Genomic DNA, 19,352 nt, shown 5'->3' with positions numbered 1-19,352 from the left:
ATGTTTCCTGCCTCTTTCGTATTACATGTGCTGTTCATGCGTGCGCAGACGAGGAAAGTTCTCCGCGATCGCTCCCGCCAAGCCCAGATACGCCTCATTGGTGGCTGGGCCCAACAGGTTGAAGTCGACATCGGCGCCCTCGGCCAGATGTGGATCGAAAGGCACCAAGTGAATGGACCTACAACGCGCCTCAAAATGCTCATACACCTTGTCGAGCTTGATGCCGGCCGATCCAGGTCGTGAGGCGCTTAGCACTACGTGCGCCTCACGAACGAGGCCCGAATGACCATGCTGCATAAGCCAGTCCAGCGTCGCCGAGGCACTTCGTGCTGCGTCCATGGCCGGCGAGCTGACCAGGACAATGGTGTGTGCAAGATCGAGCACACCCGTCATCGCCGAGTGCATGATGCCAGTTCCACAGTCGGTCAAGATGATGTTGTAGTACCGCTGCAATATCTCGATGGTGTGGCGATAATCAACCTCGCCAAACGCTTCCGAAACTGCCGGATCTTGCTCACTAGCAAGCACTTCCAGGCGGCTGGTAGCCATCCTGGTGTGGTTACGCACGTCCGCATAACTGTTGATGTGATCGTCGTTGAGTAGATCCCGCACCGTGGAATACGTCGATTGGTTGCGCACTCGCTCAGCTAGGGTGCCGCGGTCAGGATTAGCATCGACGGCGATGATGCGGTCGGTACGCACCGTGGCAAAGGCTGAGCCAAGCCCTAAGGTCGTGGTGGTTTTTCCTACGCCACCCTTAATGGACAGAACAGCGATCCGATAGTCACCGAGGATCGGTTGGCGGATACGTGCGAGCAGGTCGTCTCGCTCCCGGTCCTTACGGGAGTCGCCTGGGTTCACGTGCCCAGCGCTGGCGCGGTGTACCGCGCGACGCCAGCCAGATCGTGGCGCGTGAAGGCCACGGTTGATGATCGCTGCTTCATCCAGCGAAGGGGGCATCCGATAAGCCTGTGGTGCTTGATAATTTGCAGGAGGCGCGTTGAACTGCGGTGGCGGAAGATGCCCCGGCGCCGGCCCTTCCTGGTACACCGGATGCATGGGCTGCTGTTGCGGCTGGATAGGCGCCGGCACCCAACCCGGCGGAGGCATCTGGTTGAGTTGCTGAGGTGGCGGGCCAGTCGGCGGCTGCCCCTGCGCCCAAGGCACTTCGCCACCAGGCACCTGCGGCGGGACGTATGGGTCGAGATTCATTGGAGGAGCAGGCATAGCAGGCGGCTGCGGGTTCTGCGGCGGCCATTGCTGAGGCTGCGCTGGCACCCAGCCGGGAGGTGGCACTTGAGCCGCAGGCTGTTGCGGCGGTACGTAGTACGCGGGCCCAGGTGGAGGCTCGATCGCCGGTGCCTGCTGCACCGCGTTGGGGATCTGCCAAGGTGGTGTCGCCAACCGTCGGCCAGCCGGTCGCGGGGACCGCGTCTCTTCCCGCAACTCCTTCACCACGTCATGCGGAGACTCCGCGTCAGACGACGACAACTCCTGTGATCCAACAGATTCGGACATCGCGATAGGCGACTCCGGTTCTGGCGGTACCTGGGCGCGTTCAAGCTCTGCTGCCGCCGCCTGCTCAAGTTCGGGCTGGGGGATCGGTACCGATTCCGGTAGTTCCAGCGACTGTTCCGAGTCCGGTTCCGGCACTAGCTCGTGCGGCACAGCTTCGGGACCGGATTCCGGCTCGCACTCTGCATACTCCGAGGCTGATTCAGCCTCAATTACCGTAACTTCCGAGTCCTGCTCAAGCACCGCAGCTCGCTCCAGGTCGGTGTCAAAGACCACTGCAACGGAATCCGCTTCAACAGGCTGCGATTCCCACAAGTGCTTCTGCTCCACGACCGAAGCTTCGGGCTCGAAATCAGAGGCAAGGTCTGCCGATTCCTCAGGCTCAGGCTCAGGCTCAGGCTCAGGCTCAGGCTCAGGCTCAGGCTCAGGCTCAGGCTCAGGCTCAGGCTCAGGCTCAGGCTCAGGCTCAGGCTCAGGCTCAGGCTCAGGCTCAGGAATTGTCCCCTCAGATTCAGGCTCTGGGGTAAATTCCGGATCCTGCTCAACAACAATCGGTTCCGACTGTGCATCCGGTTCGCTTACCGCGGCGATGTCTCTGTTGAGTTCTGCCCGCTTGGCTTCAATCCGTTGAAGCAGTGCTGCCGCGCGCGCATCGATGTCGTCGGCCTCGCTGCTGCGAGGAATCTCAACTGGCGGCAACTGTGCAGGTTTCTGCTCGGATTCGGGCTCATCAAGTTCAACTTCCGGCACTACTAGCCCGGGCACGGACTGAGATTCCGGCACAAAAGATTCCGGTTCTGGCACCACAAGCGTCTCCGGAACTTCTGGCTCAGTTTCCTGGTCCGCCGCGGCGCACTCCGGATCAACCTGCTGCTCCGACACCACGAATGGTCCCGGTGCTGTAGGCCCAGCCCCTGACTCTGGCACAGCAAGTTCAGCTTCCGGACCAACGACCTCAGATTCGGCTTCGGTCAGATCATCAAAGTCATAAGGCTTTTCGCCAGTTTCGACCTCCTCAGGCGCCGCATGCCGAGATCGCAGCGGCTCGTCAACATCAGGAACTACGGCAGCCGCCTGATCCTCCTGATGAACAAACGAAACCGATTGGGAAACAGGCAGTTCCGGATCTAGCTCAGCGCCCAGCCACTCAGGAAGAATGAATCTCCTCGTCAGGCCGTCTTCTACGCCTGCGGTGTCGTCGATCCGCGGGCCGGACACAGACGATTCCTCGGGGATGCTCTCGTCGAACCCCATCTGCCGTAACTTGGCCTCAAGTTCGCTGAACCGCGAGAACGGGTCCGCCCCACCCGGCTCCCCCAGCGTCCCTGGAGCTGCCTGCGGCGCAACAACGCCGGTGGGCCTGACCGGTTCCGGATCAGGTACCTCCGGCTGGAAAATCGACTCAGCGGTCGACGTAGCTAACGGAACTTCAGGCAGCTCAAGGACTGAAGCATCGGTTGCGGCCACATAGAGGTCACTCAATGTCTGCAAAGGTTCAGGTTCAGATTCGGGGGCCGGCGACGAAGACTTCGACGGCGACACCGGCTCGCTAGCCTCGGCCGGGGAAGTGCGGCTTGCTTCTGAGCGCAGAGCGGACGTAACTGCCTGCTCCGGCGACTGATCAGACGGAGATACGATTCGCGTTGGCGCGGAACCTGATTCGGGTTCTGAGTATTCGACTCCCGACTCCACCCCCTCGGTTCCGGGCCGCTCACCTTCTGCCGAATCCGAGCGCGCCGGCGCGTAGTAGTCCGAGTCGCCACGTTTTTGCTGTGCCGTCTGGGACGTCACCTCTTCTAAGGCTTTTCTTGCCGAACCGTTGGCCCCGTCGGCTTTCGGCGACGCTGCCTCAGGTTCCGGCGTCGCCAAGGCTTTCTCGCGACCCGCCGGAGTGGCTTCGGGCTCCTGCTCCGCTTTGCGGCGACGCCTAAACAATCCCCTGCGATGGTCGTCCTCTTCGGGCAGCCACGGAGGACGGACCGGGGCAATGCGGTCCTGCTTGGGCAACGTCCCCCTCCCCTTCCTCAATCGCCGTACTCTCGTAGAGTTTGATGGTACTCAGTAGTTAGCACACAGGTATCCGGACCGGTGGACAGCCAACTCGACCCCCGTAGTCAACTATCAGCCTAAGGGAGATGACGATGACCGCGCAGCGTTCGGTGCGATCGCGGACCGGCTCGATTTCGGTGACCACAACCGAGCAGGGCCTGCCGATGAGCCTCAAGATAGATCAACGCGAGATGAGAAGGCCACCGCAAGCCCTCGCGGACGAGATCTTGGCGTTATGCAAGCTCTCGGCACTTCGTCAACAGGTTGCTCGACGAAGAGAAGTGCTCCAGCAGCCCTTCGGGGCCGAGATTGTTAGAACCTTGGAGTTGCCGACTGAAGCGGAACTAGCCCGTGCCGAAGAAGAGGTGCTGGGTCAGGAAGAAGATGAGCAGCCTCAAACCTGGATGCGTAGCGTATGAGCGGGCTCGCAGAATCCCTGATGGCACGCATACGCAAGCAGCGCGATCTGATGCAGGCCATGACCGATGAGTGCCACTCGATCTCGGTAACGATGGTCAGTAAGGACCAGGCGGTAAAAGTCCAGGTTGATGGACTCGGCACAATGACCGGTCTCTGGTTAAGCAGTCAAGCTCAGAAGCTGTCCGCAGATGCGTTGGCCAAGCTCATCATCGAGACCGCGCAGGCGGCCGCTCAACACGCTCTGGAGCGCCAGCGCTTCCTAGGCGACCACTTCGATAAGAAGTTCAACGATCTGAGGAAAACGCCACTCACTCGATGGGACGGAAGCACCTTCATCCCGGGCAAGGGTTAACCTTCAACGGTTCAGCGAGCAACAACCGTTGACATCGCCCACATCGCCCAGCAGTGTGCGTCCCAGCGACGCTATGGGTGCTACGGAATCGGCGCCCACGGCCCATGCCGGCAGCCAGCCAGCCAGCGTTGTCTCTGTCACAGAGAAATCCCACTACGAGCGTAGTGCGGCTAGTAGACGGCTGTCTATCGGCTCAACAGATATCGAACTCGCAGGTAGCGTCCGGTAACCGCGGGGTCCTCTGTGCAATCCAAGTCGCGCTAAGCATCATGAACGAGTCGGTGACGGCGCTGGCAACCAGCATTCTTCGTGAATTCCGTACCTACAACTGGCCCCATCCGGATGCTCCAGCTATGCTCGGCTTCAACTGCAGGGGAAGCAACCGGCCGTGGTCGGTTGAACGGAGTCAGAAGGCGGGAAATCAATGAGCAAAGATGTCGAAGCGGTCTGGTCGAAGCTCATCGAGTTTGCGACGACAGCCGTCGAAGGCGGTGCGCAGGTTTTGCAGGCTGCTAGCGTCGACACGGCCCAGTCCGTGGCCGAGGTATCCCAGGCTGTCGGCCCTTTTGGAGTGCAGTTCCTTGCCGCGTTTGGGCCGGCGCAAGCTAGCCATATCGCCGGTGCACTCCAGCAATCTGCGCTACACACCGGGATTGGTATGGCGACCCAAGCCACAAACGTGGCATTCAAGGCCGCGGACTCAGGTGCCTAAGTCGTCATGGCTGACGTCACTCCACCTCCAAGCCCGGTAGCGACAGGCCCAACGACGGTACTGGCGCACCAGGTCCCGGGCTACGACCCGGGCCCGGTCATCAATGCATCAGAGCAGAATCTCGCCGACTTTCTCAATCTGCCGGTGCACGACATCCTCAACAGGCTCGGCGTTCCGCCCATGCCGGGGAACGGGCAGCAGCCGGGGCAAGATCGCCAGAATCAGGATGGTCAGGGCGACGCCGCACAAGGCAATCCGATGGATCCTTCGTCGCTCATCTCGCCTGTCACGGAGGCCCTTAGTTCGTTGGGCACCGGGATCTTTCAGGCTTTCGACCCAACCAAGATGTTCGAATCGGTCTCCAAAGCCATCGAAGGCGCGACGTCTGCGCTGAGTTCGGCCACTAAATCCACCTCAGGCGCGGGTAATGGATGGTCGGGCCAGGCTTCCGACGCTGCAGCGAACAAGTCTGCGCAGGCCGCCAAGAGCGGCGCCAATCTCTCGAACCAAGGCCAGAAACTTGGTTCGGAAACCGCATCAGCTGCCGAAACGACAGCCAAGACACGTCAGAAGGTGCAGGAAATCCTGCAGGAGTACCAACAAACCGTGCAGTCAGTCGGGGGCGATATCGCCACTCCGTGGGGTTACGCCAAAGTGATGGCCGCGGCGACAAAAGCGACCACCGAGACCTCGCAGGTCATGGCGGAGGCAGAGGCTAAGTTGTCGGGTAATGCTGCGGCCACTACCGCTGCCGGCGCCCCAGTCGACGTCGCCAGCATCGGCATGCAGATGATGGGGCCCGCGCTGCAGGCGGTGACTGGGCTCCTCAGCTCCGGGCTGGGCATGGTCACCCAGGGCCTGGGGACTGGCATCCAAACCGGAACCGGCTTGATCGGGCAGATGACGTCGGCTGCCAAGGGCACGTCGAATGGCGCCGCGAAGGCCACCGGTGCAGCAAAACCCCTGTCAACCGCTAGCCATACTGCCAAGCCAGGTGGAGGAAGCGGCGGCGGCAGCGGTGCCTCAACACCCAAGCAGAGCCTCGGTGCGCGGACCGCTGCAGCGATGCCGGGTTCCGGCAGCACCAGCGATTCAGCTGCCAAGGTCGGATCCTCTGGTGCTCGCATCTCAGCGGCAGGAGGTGCTGCCGGCGGCATGGGTGGAGGCGGTATGGGTATGGCACCGGGAGCCGGCAGCCGAGGGGCAAGCAGCGAGAACAGCGGCGGTCACACGTCAGCCGATTTCCTGCACACCAGTGACCAAGGCGGCGAAATCATCGGTGATCTTGGCAGCGTGGCACCGCCGGTCATCGGCGAGGCCGATCCACACGAAGTGCAAGAAATCGACCTAAGAATCTAGGAGAAGAACATGGCTAGCTCAGATTTCTCGATGAACACCGGTGACGTTGCCGAGGCAAGCAAACAGCTCGACGCGTTGGCGGACCGCCTTCAGAAGGTGATGCAAGACGAGGACGCCAAGCTCAATGTCATCGCCGCCGGGCGCGATGAGGTCTCGGTTCGTGCCGCCAGCACCATGAACGAGGTGAAGGGTTCGTACGCCAAGTCTAATCAAGCTGGCCTGAATGAACTTCATGAGATTGCTGCAGCAATGCGTGCTCACGGGAGTTCTGCCGCCGCAATTGATTCCGACTTCCGAGTCTGACAACCGGCTTAGCCGGTACAAGGTTTTAACTGAGGGGAGGTCAACGTGGGATTCACTGATGTCGTATGGGAGTCGCGGAGCACTGAGCAGCTCGCGCGTGACCTCACCGACGGTGCCGGTCCCACCTCGATGGGGGAAGCGGGCGCCGCTTGGGTGCGGATCGCGAACGCACACGCATCCGCTTCGGAGGAATACCGCAGGATTCTCGACACGTTGCGTGCCGCATGGAGCAGCGCCGGCTCCGAGGCTGTCATTGGGCGCCTGGAGGCGTTCGGCGAATGGCTCTCGGCCACCGCTATCAACGCCGCCGCTAACGGGCAACGGGCCGAGGAAGCCGCGGTTGCGAACACCGTTGCGGTACTAGCGATGCCAAGCGTGGCGGAGGCCGTCGAGAACAAGGCTCGGCACGACATGATGAAATCGCTCGCTGCTTACAACGGTGCGGTGCTCACCGGTAGCTTCGCCGAGTTCGATGAAGCCGCCACCGCCGATCAAGCGAACGCCGCGATGGTTATGAACCAGTACGAGGAGGCCGTCACCCCGCTGGCGACTATGTGGGAAGAACCGCTCCCACCTCAGGTTGTCTCCGGCGAAGCACTGAAAGCAGAGAAGGACGCAAAAGCGGCCGCGGCGAAGGCTGCTGGCGGCGGCGGTCGTGGTGGTGGCGGTGGTGGAATGGCGCCAACGCCGCTGGGCCCCCGCCAAGACCGTCAGGTTAAGGAAAGTGCCCCTCCTGCCCAGTTGCAACGCATCGGCTTCACGGCTGGTGCTGCCGGCGCCGCCGCAGGCGGCATGGGCGGCATGGGCGGTGCCCCTATGGGCGGCATGATGGGCGCCGGCCGCGGCCATGACAACGACCGCGAGCACGATTCGATACGACCCGCGTCAGCACTCGAAGGCGGAGGCGAAGCCGCCGCCGGGCTCTCCGGCGCGGGACAGTCCTGGCTACCTGCCGCAGGACAAAACGATTCACCGTTTGCGGTATCAAGCGTCAGCTGGTCCCCCACCAGCGCTGTATTCGACGAACTGGTGGTACCAGCCGAGCCTGACGTTCCGAAATGGGACACGAATGAGTCGGCGCGCACATTGGAGCAAGTCTCTGACAGCTGGGTCTCCCCGCCTGTAATCGGTCAGGATCGGGAGAACGCATGACAAGTGCGCTGGCTAGTACCTACACGCTTACCGATGACGAACTACAGGTCATCGCTAATCGCATTGGTGTGCAGTCGTTACCCGTGGTGCTGGCCATCAGGCCCAGGCACGCGACGTATACCGCACTCGACACTGCATTTGACGCCGCAACCGCTCGGCTGTCCGAGCGCGGCCTGATAGTCGATGGGCAGGTCTCGCCCGAGCTGATCGCAACAGTTCGACTACTGCAGCGCCCCGATCGTGACCTTTCGATGCGTCTAGTGACCCCTGACGGCATTTCTCGAGTATCGGTAGTCCGCAACGGCCAGCGCATGGCACTGGTCAGACGAATCGAAAACGAGATCCTGCTTCGCGAAATCTCTGGACACGCCGAGGCACCGGAGGCAATCCAGACACTGCTCGCAGAGCTGCCTGGTGCCGAGGCAGCCCAGGTCGATCCGGTGGGTGCCCCGCTTGACGCCGTCCGGGACGCGCTGTTTGGGACCCATGATCCAGCGATCCTCGCCGACCGGGTCAGGGCGCTTGGGGCTGACACTCGCGCCGCGATGACACTAGGGGCTGCGTTGGCGACCCGAATGGCATTCGCCGAGGTTGTGTACCACGCAATTGACACAAGCGAGGACCGCATTGAGCGGACACGTGCCGCGGTCGGAGTCTTTTATACGAAGCGGGGCCGGTTGGTGTCGGCTCCGAGTCTGGCACCGAGCGGCCAGATCTGGGCAACCATCAAAGGTGCGTCTAATCACACCATTACACAGGCCATCCGACAGCTCATCGAGCTGTTGCCATGCGGATGGAAGGGGAATCAATAGATATTCAACTGGTTCCTACACTCCCAATCTACACAGAACCTAAGAAGGAGAAGAAATGTCAACGGGATCAAATCTCGAAGTTTCGTACGACGTAGCGGTCCAGAAGGTAGGGCAGGCTGAGGAGATTCTCACTCAGGTAAAGCAAACCGTGAAGAATTGGCAGGACACGAGCGCCGACATGATCAGCTCCTCGTGGCAGGGGCATTCTTCCGGCAAGTTCGGTAACCAGGTGGACGAGCAGGGTTCAGAATTCAATCGCCTTATTGCAAAACTGGACGAAACGATGTCCTACGCCCGGGAATCCCTGACTCACTTCCAAACAGCTGACCAAGAGAACTAACGCAGGAGAGGAACGAACTATGAGCGAGATTGTTTACCGTTTTGAGGAAAACCGCGGCTTCTTGGAGAGCATGTCCAGCAAGATCCAAGAGATCGTTGGACTCCGCCAGGAGATCCAGAGGGGGTTCCAGCTTCTCAACGAAGTGTTCAAGGGCCAAACCCAAGAAGCACTTAACGTGAAGGCTGCCGAAATCGACCAGCTCATGGAAGATCTGGGTGACGACATCAACCAGACCCATACTGCCGCGCAGAACAAGCAGGACGCCGTGCAGGAACTCGACCGTCAGCGCGCCGGCGGTTTCTGAGTCACTGCGCTAACGCGCGACTAGGCTGCGGTTAAGAAACCAACACTGGTGGGGCTCGGTCCGTTGAAGGCGACCGGGTCCCACCAGCCAGGTTGCGGCCTCCCACGCCCAGATCGTTCAGACTCTAGAGAGGATCCTCGTTGTGTCGACTGACCAGGACATTCAGACGATAAAGAACTTCCGCAGCGCAGCGACTAGCGGTGGCGATGGGTTCGTAACATTTAGCCACGCAGCCTGGGACTCTTGGGACAAGGCAATTACGAATTTCCTTGGTGAGGTTAAAAAAGCGGAGGAGAAAATCAAGGACCTGAAAGGCATTGGCCAGGTCCCCAACTATACTTCGGCGGAGAAGTATCGCACTCTGCTAAATGAAACAGCGCCCAACGAGATTGAAGCTAGCATCAAGAAATACCGAGAATACTTAGAAGAATTACAGGGCGCCATTAAGGCTACATATGACAGCCTGAATAGTCTAGATCAATCATAGATTGTAGTAATTTATGTGCCACGACGACCCTGATGCTGCACCCTATGTGAACGACGACGACGTATCCGGCTCAAATGCCTTAGATAAGAGTATCCCGGGCACCAACGGTGCCAACACACTTCGCATCACACCCAAAGACCTTTTCATGGAGGATTTTTCCGCTGCACAATGGAGGGAAGTCTTCGGCAAGATGGTGGCTGTGTGGAGTGCTGGCCCCAATCCCGGCGACAGCATAGTGCCTACGTCTATTGACGCCGCGTGGCGAGAAATTGGCACTACACTACAGGCCGCTGCTACTGCGTTCGAGGGCAAAATAAAACAGCTCAGGGACGCCCCCGCCGACGGGCAGGTCTGGAAAGGCGAAGCGATAAAGGCCGCATACGATAACGCGGCATCATCGATAGAGGAACCCCGCTATATCGGCAGTGCCTCCTTACGCGGAGCTGAGCTGGCGCATAAGTTCCGCGATACGCTGAGCTACACCATAAAGAAGGTAGTCGAGGATCCGCACGGTGAATTACCCTCCCTTGTGTACCGCTATAACGAAGACATTAAGAGTAAGACCACAACCACGTCTTACGCCGCGTTCAGCGCTGATGCAAACACTACAACTACCACTCCCGACCAAAAAGAAGTGGAAGAGCAGTACAACAATTATGTCCGAAAGGTGATGACCGGAAATTACGTGCCGGGTCTCACCGAAGTAGGAAGGGCGTATCCACAGTTCACCGCAGATGCAACCCCAGCTGTGAACAGAACCGGACCAACTCCCAACGTGGCTACACCTAATACGCCCTCGGGTCCGGGAGGATCCCCTAAAACACCTTCACTAAATACTGATCCGTCGAAATTCAAAAACCTCAACACAAATACGACGCCTCAGCAAACTACACTGCCGAATCAGAATCAGAATTCCAATCCGGCTCAGGCGCTACAGTCTGCGCTCAGTGGCGCCAACGACGCCCTGAAGAGCGGAAGTGACGCAGCAAAGGGGCTGGCCAGCCAAGCTGCAGATGCGGTCAAGGGGCTAGCCGACTCTACTAAGGGTCTACTCAGTAACAGCCCAACGCTCCCCGAGGGAACGCTCGGGTTGGGTGGGCCACTAGGCAGCACCGCATCTAAAATGTCAGGCTTACCTCGCTCTACGGGCGGCGGAGGGCTTGGCTCGGGGGGAAACAATCCGAAGCCCCTAGCGAGCAGAACTGCAATGCCGGCTGCCGCGGCATCAACGAATTCCAGTGCAACACCGGCGACGTCACGCTCAGGACTCAGCACGTCATCCGGTTCCGGGATGGGTGCAGGCGGCGGCCCTGCCGCAGGTCAGCGCGGGGGAGATGGCAAGGAGCACAAGGTTAACAAGGCGTTGCGGACCCGAGCCAATGGATCTGACATAGTAGGCGAAGCCGATGCCGTATTGCCGGTAATCGGTGAACAAAGCAATTTGAAGCCCGATACACCGCCGAACGCCTGAGCACTATCGCCAGCATGCCGAAGATAATCGGTACCCTATCGGTACTCGAACTGGATACTCTCTCCAAACACTACGGCCGAGATTTTCTGCCGTACCCTTTCCGGTTCACGAGGTCGATACCCTATGAATCCGCCGACGACGTTCGCGTATTCCGCGCATCTGTTCTTGATGGATTCAAATCCGGAAAATTCGACCACCTTCGGCGATGGCTCGATGTCCAGCTACGTGACGCGGATCTCCGCATCGAGTGCATGTACGTCTACGCCGACGGAAAACCATCGGTAGATGTGTCGGCAACCCGATGGAATGATATCGGGTATATCGCCCGGCAGGACGACCATGACGTCATATCAGTGCAGCAGGTAACGGCATACGATATTGGCCCAGAAGTGGTGAAGCTAGTTGATATGACAGGACGTCCCGGTGCGCTCGGAACCATCACTGTACCGAGTATCGGCATTACAGCACCCGTATCTTCGCGACCGAGAGAAGACGATAGCGACGTCCCTATCAAAGCGAACGTTTTCAGCACCTCCGAGCCGGCCCACAAGCTTGTCCCATATACAGATCTTCTTGCGGGTGGCGAAATCTACACGGCATGGCGTCCTGCCAGACAATGGGGGCGCGATCGTGTCAAAGGACCAATCGGTTGGATCGCGACACGCCATGGCGATTACATGGTCGAACAGCCGCACGAATATGCGACGCCGGTGACCCGACAGCAACTGCTCGAAAAAGTGAATAGATCAATCTCCAAGGAAATCGCCGACCTTAAGTCGCAGCGCTCCGAGTAGCTAGCTGCTAACCAGCGAAAAAACCTCACTCTCGCTGGTCTGTATCAGTGTTTCGTTCACTGCGGTCAGTGCCGGGTGCCCTTCAACCTCCCACACTGGCTCACAGCTGTTGCTGTCAACTGCACGAACAATATCGCGGTCACTCGACACTGGGCTGTCAATTTTCCCAATAACTACAGTCCCGTCGGAGCCCACAAAGCTTGATCGGCTCAAGCCGATGCCAGAGCATTCGGAAATGGCCTTCCCGCTGCGTAGACTGAACTTCTTCCAAACTGCGGGCCCATCTTTTTCATTGTCGGATCCAGTGAATATGTAATCGCCAATGACCCTGATCGATGAGCCCAGCGAATGCGTGTTGAGCTCGGCGATTTTGGTTCCACTAGAATTAAAGACCACTTGTTTAACTCCACTACCAACAATATCGCTAACCGACATTATCGCTAGCTGTCCATTAGAGGCTGGCTCCCATGAGGCGTTTTTATCGGATTTGAACTCTCCACGCTTTACACCTTTTTCATCGAAGAATCGAATAGAAGGACCCGACACGACAAACCCACCGACGATGGGATCAATCCACTCACCACCGTCCGATGAGAACTCTTTTCCATCGACAGCAGAAAATGCTACAGCCGATGCACCACCCGTATTGCCAACCCCAATAGGTACAGCCGGATCCCCAGGAAAATAGCGGCGATCAACAGTCCGCAGAGTACGCCCCTCCCCTGACACCTGCCACGTCAACTCTCCATTTTCACCCACACCACGCCATCCGACACCGGGCAGTAATGCTACGAGGTAATCACCAACCTGCTGGACACCGATATGCGGCGCAGCTACCGACTCACTGGGGCGCAGCTCTGTTAGCGAATTTGCAACTATCCGCCCCGACACCGCGTCAACGACCCACACTTGCGTTGGAATATTGTCAGAATCGGTAGACTTACTGTTCACTGAATAATTCATACACACTATCCTGGATGGTCCGTTCAAGTAACACTGAAGCGTCCCGTATCCAGAAATTTCAATGGGATGAAACAACGGTCTCCCGCTGGTAACATCTAGGGCTACTAACCAATGTCTGAAATTGTCAATTCCCTCCTCGGAAGTGGCCACGAAGAACGCACGATCGCGAATTGAGCTAAACAGACGAGGCCGCGGAGCAACTTTTGCGTCTGAAATCAGGGAAGACATATCTGTCCGCCACCCAGGCACTGGCTTTGACCGAACCGGCGATAACAATACCTGGCCGCTCACAATCGGTGGAAGTTGGTCCGCGCCCGTGCGCGATCCCTTATTGCCCACTACTACCACCGTAACTGCCGTGGCAATAACAACAACAATAACTGCGACTACCACCGGCCACCACCGACGCTTGTCCCTTGGCGGAGGACCAGAGGGCATCGCCCATTCAGTGTTCATGATGTCATCATAACTCTAGCTAGCTCAATAGACAGTGATAACACTATCGGAGACGACGATCTGTGGATTTCTATCAATTCTTATCACCATCGCGGTACAACTAACGTTGTATTCGGTCGCTACAACTAGAATGTTTGCACCGTCGGTCAAGAGACCCGCGCTTGCCGAGTGCACAATGGCACATGCCTGCCCTGACACGCTTAAATATCCATGCTCTAGGTGGAATTGGTGTAGGTATTCATTCCATGGGATGCCAAAACGGCCTGCAAGATATCGGTAAGGCTCCCCTCGGTACGAGCTAGGCGTAACGAAGAGAGTCACTTCCGTCGGGCTTAGACCCGCCCTCGCGATGGCGTCCGCGATTGCTTCAGCTATCATTTCAACTGTCTCCCGAGAAGATTTGGTATCCCATTTAGACTGGGCGTTCGCGTAAACCTGACAAAACTCGTCTTTGTCCATCTGCTCCCAGAATCTTCCGCTCGCTTGCCATGCCTCGGCATGAGCCGGTCGACTCGAGGATCCTGCTCCGATCACGCGAGCAAAGCCGGATGAAGCCGAAAGAACTCCCGCGCTCGCGACATCAGCAAACGGCTCACCCGCAATCTCACGTGATACCGCGAATCTGTCCGTCCACGACCAGTTGTCGGCGGCCGTACATAGCACCGATCGTCCAGGCTTGCAGATATCTGCCGCCAACACCCAGGATGTCAAACCTCCAGCGCAGTACTGGCGTACTTCTAAGGCATTTCCTCGATCACCAAGAACGGCATGTTGGATTGCATGGTGCACTGGCCACGTTCTCGCACCCTGATAGCCACTCCCGGCGTGAATAACCCAATCGAACTCTGACAGCGCGCGTCCACCATGCACGACAGCCGACCTACCCACCTCAACTGCCATGTCAACCGGCGTGGCACCTGGGTATTCGGCGATGCCGCGCCATTTGGGAACTGCGCGCACTTCTTCGTCTGTCACGGCGCGCGCAGTCGGAAGGAGCGCGGATACAGCGGTCAGAAACATGCCTGCAGTGTGCCGCACTGCAGGCCCACCACATAGCATGTCTCTAGCGAGAGGGCGGGCAGCCATTGCACACGGAGGGATGGGCATTGAGTCAGGCAAGCCAGACAGATTCGAGTGAGCTAGTCGCTCAAATCGCGAGCGAATTATCGCGTCGGGCACCATCTGGATGGCTCCACATCAGAGGCGACTTCACATCCGCGAGCCGCGGCAAGGTGTTTGCGGCGGCGCCCAAGGATTCAACGTGGATACCCATACCCACTGCCGTCCAACAACTTCTGAGGCAGCATCGCAAGGACTCTGGTAACTGGTCTCAGCTCGTCATCGACATCGACCCCGGACAACCACCGCAGACCTGCTTGAAATACGGCCAGTCGCCCGCATTGAAACGCCTACGTAACGGATTAGTTGGCCTTAGTGCGATTTCGTTAATCGTGGCAGCGACCCTGCAGCTCTGGATGTTCTTCGGCCCGAAGCCGAGTCCGATCCCAGTGGACGTCGCACCGCCTGTGTCCGCTCTCCAGCAGGAAGCGCAAGACCTCGTACGAGCGTGGTTTGACAACGAAAAGAGCCACGATCCGGTGTGGCTGCGGCAGTTGGCTTGCGCCGCTCCCAGCGGCTTGGTTGCCGAGGAACTCACCACAGTTGAATCTGGCCCTGCCGGCCGCGAAGCAGAAATCACAATCGCGGGCTTTACAGACTTTGTCGATGGAGGGTCCTATGTTCAAATCAAGGTGTTTTACACAGCCGCTCACCCCCTGACAAGCGCTGCTAGCCGGGCCATCGCAGAACAGGACCTTGGATACTTCATCTGGACATTCGTCATGAGTAAGGAAGACGGAACCTTAAGGATGTGCAGTGGCTAAGCCATCTACGGCCTTCAGCCCGAGAGTGCAGTTGGCGATCTGGATCGCCGTGGCAGTTGTCTCAGTTTTGCTTCTCGGCATCTCAGTCTCATCTGTAATGCGTCCTCGCCCCACCATCCATGCTCTTCCTGCCAGCGACTCCATGAGCGATCAGGAGGCATACGAGGTCGCCGAATCAACTATCCGGGCCTGGGTGCGGGCACGGAACGACCGCAATGTTGCCAATATGGCGGCTCTCATGTGCACCGGCCCGCAACGCCAGATTGCGATCCCCTACACGCGCGAAGAGCCCAATCCCGAGCTAGGCCAACTGGATGCTGTAAGCGTTGGGCAGCTCAACCGCATCGGACCGAACTGGACGATCCCTGTTCTGTATCGCTCGCCAGGAGAAGGTTACGGAGGGCGGCTGTACACGTTGGTCATCCAGCGAGGACAACTCCGAATCTGTAAGGCCAGCTCCCCTCGAATGTGACGACGTTCAAGCTGTCTGAATGAAGTACACGGCCCAAGATATGCAATGACGCATCTACACGCGACAAAGCCACGACAGACGATCGGTTCGCGGCGCACGGAGAAAAGTCGCACGTTCGTCACACTCCCGCAAATGTCGCAACATTCCCAAGCCGGGAGACACGGCCGCCATGACTGGATGCGTTGACGTCGACCGTCGCGTGCCGGAATACGCACTACAGATGCAGTAGCACTCGGGAGATGTATCACTTCGATATTGACCGAGAACCGAACAGCTTCCCACCCACGATAGGCAGTCAGCGAATCTCCACAATCTGGCATACTCATGGCCAAAGATCGCGGATCGGTACAGCAAGGGGAAGGACGTGGGGGCGTCTGAGAGGTCGATCGAACGCACCGAGATTCTGGCGTGATCCCATGGTATTGGGTCAACGCAGGAGCGGCTGTAGTACGTCCCCTTGCTCGCTTGCGCAGACCTGAAAGGGCTTCATGACATCTCCGCAGGACTTTGACCCCGCTCGGATTGCGAGCGAAGCACTGGCACGCGGGGGTATCCCAGGCATCTCCTACCAGGAGCAAGAACCCGAGGACCCGCGAGCACTGGTGGAGCAAGTAGTGCAGGCGGTGGCGCAGCTCGCGCCCGCTGGCTGGCAGCAGATACACGCCGCGTTCAGTTTGGCCGGGGCAGGTGAGATCGCGAGTGTTGTTGCGATCACTCCCACTGAGCCTCAGCAGATAAGAATCCCGGTGGAGCTGATGGAACCGGTTCGCCGGCACCGGCTTCTCACCATTGGTGAGCAAGGGCCATGGTTCCGATTGCTGTTCGATTGCGATAGCGAGGGCAACTTTCAGGTCGCCTTCGACTACGGCGACAACGAGTTTCCGGCTGATCAACTCCTTCCCAGCGACGAGTACCTGCGGGACTACCAGGAATTCCCGCGGCCTGACGCTCCGGTATGGCTGTTGGCCTACATGGCTAACGACGGACACCAGTTGCGTAGCCCAGCAGCCGCCTACGCCAGCGCTGAGAGAAACTCTGATCCCGCTCTGGTTCAACGTGTTGACGACGAACTTCCGCCACTGCCCGCATTGTGGGCACGCATGGCCGCGCTCGCCGCCATGTGCCATGGCTCGGATGCGCCTGTCGGGCCAAGCGCTGATCCGTCATTTCAGCTGTACATTGGCGAAAACGGTGGGTGCACATTGTCCCGCCTGCCTGATGGCCGGGGGGTGCTTTCCGGCGGCCGCGACGACTCACCGTTGTTATCCGCTGGCTATAAGGGCCTGGTGGCCTTCCCAGACCTGTATCGCGGAGCACCAGTCTGGCTACACACGCTGTATCTAGATCCGCGGGCCGGCCGGGGAATGCTGTCATTCTGCTATTGGTGGGAGCACAACAGCTGGTATCGCTCTGCACTGCCAGAGGCAGACTCGCTGAGAACCCAGACGCCGGCCTGGAACCCCACTGATGAGATTGCACGGGGAGTGCCAGGAGTCTGGACCATCGACACCACTGTCACACTTGTGACAGCCGTGCTGAAACGAATCGGCGTGGAGTTGACCGACCGCAATCATTACTCAGCCCTGGATTTTGTGCGTGCGTGTGAGGCCGGGATTGCCTCCGAAGGTTACGTGAGACGAATGTTTCTAGATGGAATTCCCGAATCCTTCAGTCTGGCAGAGGCATTGGCGCAGCTTGATGCGACTGGGGTGCTTCTTCCGCGCATCCCACCTATCTCGAAAGAGGCTGCGATCGCTGAGGTTCGCAAGTTCTGCCGTGACCACGGTGTCGATACCGTGGGGTACCCCATGGACACCCTGAGCGCAGCACGTATCGACGGCGGTTGGCAGGTCTACGCCCCTATCGAGCCAGGCAGTATGGGTATCGGGCGCATGTACTTCTTAGCCGCAGATGACGGCGTTGTCGAAAAAGCGTCAACTTCACGCCAGCCTGGCGAGATCGAGTTCATCTTCGCCTCCCGATTCGCCGAACGAGTCCGAGGAAGGCGGACCACATGAGTGAAACACCTTTCGGCAGTTTCGATTTCGTTGACATTATCGCACGAGCGCAAGAACAGATATCTGAAATTACTGAGCTGCAAAAGAAGCAGGTAGCGTTAGTGGCGTCGGCGACGGTCGCAGACGGACTGGTCACGGTTTCTGTAAACGCCCAGGGCGTGGTGATCGAAACCAAAATCGACCGAGACTATCTCGATGAGTTCGACCTTGAAGACCTGAACAAGCACATAACCGAGGCAGCCCAAACCGCGGCGCGCGAAGTACAGTCACGTGCGCAAGAGCTGATCGCACCGGCGATGGACCGGCGGAAGGCCTTTCCGTCGTTCTCAGAGTTCTTCGAGGGTGCACCCGACATAAGCAAACTCGTCAACGAAATGCCTAAACCGTCCCTGGCGCCGCCCAACGCATCCGAGCGGCTGAGTTTAGACATCGATCCCACTGCAGACGAAGACGAAGACGGTCACTGGCACAGTGTCCGGGGGTGATGTGTGGTGAGTAAAGACTTCGATCTGACACCAGATCAGTTGCGCAACAACGCACGCCACACGGAGCAATTCGCCAGCCGATTCGACACGTTGGTCCAAAGCATTCTCTCTAACGCGAACAGCGCATCAGGAGCGTGGGGCTCGAAGGAAGACGGTCAGCGATTCGCCAATGGCGATGGCGGGAACGGCTACCTGGCTCAGGTCGAATGGCTTCGGGGGGTATTCGATGGCCAAAGCCAGACCCTTCATGGTTTCGCCGACGCGATTAAGCAGACGGCCGACGCCCTAGAACAAGCAGACCAAGAGGGCAATTCGGGACAGAGCTCATCTTCAAGCTCCAGTGGCGGGACCGGGGGCGGAACTGGATCAGGTTCCGGCCGGATGCCAACCCAGCAGAGTCGAGATACACCACAACCATCGCAGCCAAACCCGCCACAACAGCCGCAGCAACAGCAGCCGGAACAATCCGACGGCTCATCCTCATCAGGTGAATCGCCGTCAACCGGCGGGGGCCAGCAAGGCGCCGCGGCACAAGCGGATGGCGGTCCGCAATCGCCCGGAGCCGCAGGCCCTACCGCACAACCGGCGACTTCTGGGGTCCCGGCGGCCACGTCGATCAGCCCCGGAAGCGGCGGAGGCTCGTCGGATGCAGGTCGGACCGTCGCCCCGCCTCAACAAACCTCACTCTCCGCACGCGCCGACAGCTTCCCCGCGTCAACCAATACGTCGTCGAGCACACCGACTGTCGCTAACTCGCAACCGAGCCAATCGCCCGGGATAGGTTCTCCACCTTCCGGAGGCGTGCCGCCAAAACATGGGCAAACGTCGACATCTCGCTCGATGGCCAGCGCTGCGCCAGCCGCCAAACCCACTGTGGACTCGGGCCGTGCAAAGCCATCCGCGACGGCGGCAGTCGTCAATACGAGTAGAGCCGGGGCAGCCCCTGCAGGTGTGCCCCGGCGCCCAACCGTCGAAGCAAGTGAAAAGGCGCCCGACCGTCAAGAG

At 59.0% G+C, this 19,352-nt stretch carries 17 protein-coding genes; 15 read left to right on the top strand and 2 right to left on the bottom strand.

The window, feature by feature from the left end:
* Window positions 1–21: 21 nt before the first annotated feature.
* Window positions 22–2,982 (bottom strand): AAA family ATPase, encoded by a 2,961-nt coding sequence (locus tag RHO23_RS24130; RefSeq protein WP_423488428.1) that lies wholly within the window; start codon window positions 2,980–2,982, stop codon window positions 22–24.
* Between the two features lie 674 nt (window positions 2,983–3,656).
* Between RHO23_RS24130 and RHO23_RS24125 the strand changes: the two genes are divergently transcribed.
* The 12 genes from RHO23_RS24125 (at window position 3,657) to RHO23_RS24070 (ending at window position 12,070) form a co-directional block, all read left to right on the top strand.
* Entirely contained in the window at window positions 3,657–3,983 is a 327-nt protein-coding gene (locus tag RHO23_RS24125; protein WP_078354319.1) for a hypothetical protein, read from the top strand.
* Entirely contained in the window at window positions 3,980–4,336 is a 357-nt protein-coding gene (locus tag RHO23_RS24120) for a YbaB/EbfC family nucleoid-associated protein (RefSeq protein WP_078354300.1), read from the top strand. The genes RHO23_RS24125 and RHO23_RS24120 overlap by 4 nt, the downstream gene beginning before the upstream one ends.
* 424 nt (window positions 4,337–4,760) lie before the next feature.
* Window positions 4,761–5,048: a hypothetical protein gene (locus tag RHO23_RS24115; protein ID WP_070922159.1), complete on the top strand. Its 288-nt coding sequence runs from the start codon at window positions 4,761–4,763 to the stop codon at window positions 5,046–5,048.
* A 6-nt stretch (window positions 5,049–5,054) separates the two neighbouring features.
* Window positions 5,055–6,407: a hypothetical protein gene (locus RHO23_RS24110; protein ID WP_070922158.1), complete on the top strand. Its 1,353-nt coding sequence runs from the start codon at window positions 5,055–5,057 to the stop codon at window positions 6,405–6,407.
* 9 nt (window positions 6,408–6,416) lie between these two features.
* Window positions 6,417–6,710, top strand: a complete 294-nt coding sequence (locus RHO23_RS24105; protein WP_070922157.1) for a PE domain-containing protein — start codon at window positions 6,417–6,419, stop codon at window positions 6,708–6,710.
* A 45-nt stretch (window positions 6,711–6,755) separates the two neighbouring features.
* Window positions 6,756–7,862 (top strand): PPE domain-containing protein, encoded by a 1,107-nt coding sequence (locus RHO23_RS24100; RefSeq protein ID WP_070941904.1) that lies wholly within the window; start codon window positions 6,756–6,758, stop codon window positions 7,860–7,862.
* Complete coding sequence (locus RHO23_RS24095) at window positions 7,859–8,674, top strand: ESX secretion-associated protein EspG (protein ID WP_070941903.1); 816 nt, start codon at window positions 7,859–7,861, stop codon at window positions 8,672–8,674. Before RHO23_RS24100 ends, RHO23_RS24095 begins: the two co-directional genes overlap by 4 nt.
* A 55-nt stretch (window positions 8,675–8,729) precedes the next feature.
* The gene (locus RHO23_RS24090; protein ID WP_070922154.1) at window positions 8,730–9,014 is read left to right on the top strand and encodes a WXG100 family type VII secretion target; all 285 of its coding nucleotides are present in this window, start codon (window positions 8,730–8,732) and stop codon (window positions 9,012–9,014) included.
* Between the two features lie 19 nt (window positions 9,015–9,033).
* Window positions 9,034–9,318, top strand: a complete 285-nt coding sequence (locus tag RHO23_RS24085) for a hypothetical protein (protein WP_070922153.1) — start codon at window positions 9,034–9,036, stop codon at window positions 9,316–9,318.
* 142 nt (window positions 9,319–9,460) lie between these two features.
* Window positions 9,461–9,805: a hypothetical protein gene (locus RHO23_RS24080; protein WP_070941902.1), complete on the top strand. Its 345-nt coding sequence runs from the start codon at window positions 9,461–9,463 to the stop codon at window positions 9,803–9,805.
* 46 nt (window positions 9,806–9,851) lie between these two features.
* Window positions 9,852–11,276 carry a hypothetical protein gene (locus tag RHO23_RS24075; protein ID WP_123771705.1) on the top strand — a complete coding sequence of 475 codons (1,425 nt, stop codon included), beginning with the start codon at window positions 9,852–9,854 and terminating at the stop codon, window positions 11,274–11,276.
* Window positions 11,277–11,290: 14 nt separating this feature from the next.
* Complete coding sequence (locus RHO23_RS24070) at window positions 11,291–12,070, top strand: ESX secretion-associated protein EspG (RefSeq protein ID WP_116079893.1); 780 nt, start codon at window positions 11,291–11,293, stop codon at window positions 12,068–12,070.
* On the opposite strand, the gene RHO23_RS24065 is transcribed toward RHO23_RS24070, so the two are convergent.
* The gene (locus RHO23_RS24065; RefSeq protein ID WP_123771704.1) at window positions 12,071–13,033 is read right to left on the bottom strand and encodes a hypothetical protein; all 963 of its coding nucleotides are present in this window, start codon (window positions 13,031–13,033) and stop codon (window positions 12,071–12,073) included.
* Between the two features lie 1,562 nt (window positions 13,034–14,595).
* Between RHO23_RS24065 and RHO23_RS24060 the strand changes: the two genes are divergently transcribed.
* The 3 genes from RHO23_RS24060 to RHO23_RS24050 all read left to right on the top strand — a co-directional run bounded on the left by RHO23_RS24060 (window position 14,596) and on the right by RHO23_RS24050 (window position 18,347).
* Window positions 14,596–15,372 carry a hypothetical protein gene (locus RHO23_RS24060; RefSeq protein ID WP_423488427.1) on the top strand — a complete coding sequence of 259 codons (777 nt, stop codon included), beginning with the start codon at window positions 14,596–14,598 and terminating at the stop codon, window positions 15,370–15,372.
* A 960-nt stretch (window positions 15,373–16,332) separates the two neighbouring features.
* Window positions 16,333–17,862: a hypothetical protein gene (locus RHO23_RS24055; protein WP_070922149.1), complete on the top strand. Its 1,530-nt coding sequence runs from the start codon at window positions 16,333–16,335 to the stop codon at window positions 17,860–17,862.
* Window positions 17,859–18,347, top strand: coding sequence for a YbaB/EbfC family nucleoid-associated protein (locus tag RHO23_RS24050; RefSeq protein ID WP_070941896.1), 489 nt, complete (start codon window positions 17,859–17,861; stop codon window positions 18,345–18,347). Before RHO23_RS24055 ends, RHO23_RS24050 begins: the two co-directional genes overlap by 4 nt.
* Window positions 18,348–19,352: the final 1,005 nt, after the last annotated feature.

This window comes from Mycobacteroides sp. PCS013 (assembly GCF_049532645.1).
GTDB classification, from domain to species: Bacteria; Actinomycetota; Actinomycetes; order Mycobacteriales; family Mycobacteriaceae; genus Mycobacterium; species Mycobacterium gwanakae.
Note: the sequence above shows the minus strand (reverse complement) of the source record. Positions and strands in the feature narration are given on the sequence as shown.

Bases quoted from the DNA above. Each gene is read 5' to 3' on its own strand.
- RHO23_RS24125 (WP_078354319.1), top strand. From the start codon at position 3,657: ATGACCGCGCAGCGTTCGGTGCGATCGCGGACCGGCTCGATTTCGGTG.
- RHO23_RS24120 (WP_078354300.1), top strand. From the start codon at position 3,980: ATGAGCGGGCTCGCAGAATCCCTGATGGCACGCATACGCAAGCAGCGC.
- RHO23_RS24115 (WP_070922159.1), top strand. From the start codon at position 4,761: ATGAGCAAAGATGTCGAAGCGGTCTGGTCGAAGCTCATCGAGTTTGCG.
- RHO23_RS24110 (WP_070922158.1), top strand. From the start codon at position 5,055: ATGGCTGACGTCACTCCACCTCCAAGCCCGGTAGCGACAGGCCCAACG.
- RHO23_RS24105 (WP_070922157.1), top strand. From the start codon at position 6,417: ATGGCTAGCTCAGATTTCTCGATGAACACCGGTGACGTTGCCGAGGCA.
- RHO23_RS24095 (WP_070941903.1), top strand. From the start codon at position 7,859: ATGACAAGTGCGCTGGCTAGTACCTACACGCTTACCGATGACGAACTA.
- RHO23_RS24090 (WP_070922154.1), top strand. From the start codon at position 8,730: ATGTCAACGGGATCAAATCTCGAAGTTTCGTACGACGTAGCGGTCCAG.
- RHO23_RS24085 (WP_070922153.1), top strand. From the start codon at position 9,034: ATGAGCGAGATTGTTTACCGTTTTGAGGAAAACCGCGGCTTCTTGGAG.
- RHO23_RS24070 (WP_116079893.1), top strand. From the start codon at position 11,291: ATGCCGAAGATAATCGGTACCCTATCGGTACTCGAACTGGATACTCTC.
- RHO23_RS24065 (WP_123771704.1), bottom strand. From the start codon at position 13,033: ATGAATTATTCAGTGAACAGTAAGTCTACCGATTCTGACAATATTCCA.
- RHO23_RS24055 (WP_070922149.1), top strand. From the start codon at position 16,333: ATGACATCTCCGCAGGACTTTGACCCCGCTCGGATTGCGAGCGAAGCA.
- RHO23_RS24050 (WP_070941896.1), top strand. From the start codon at position 17,859: ATGAGTGAAACACCTTTCGGCAGTTTCGATTTCGTTGACATTATCGCA.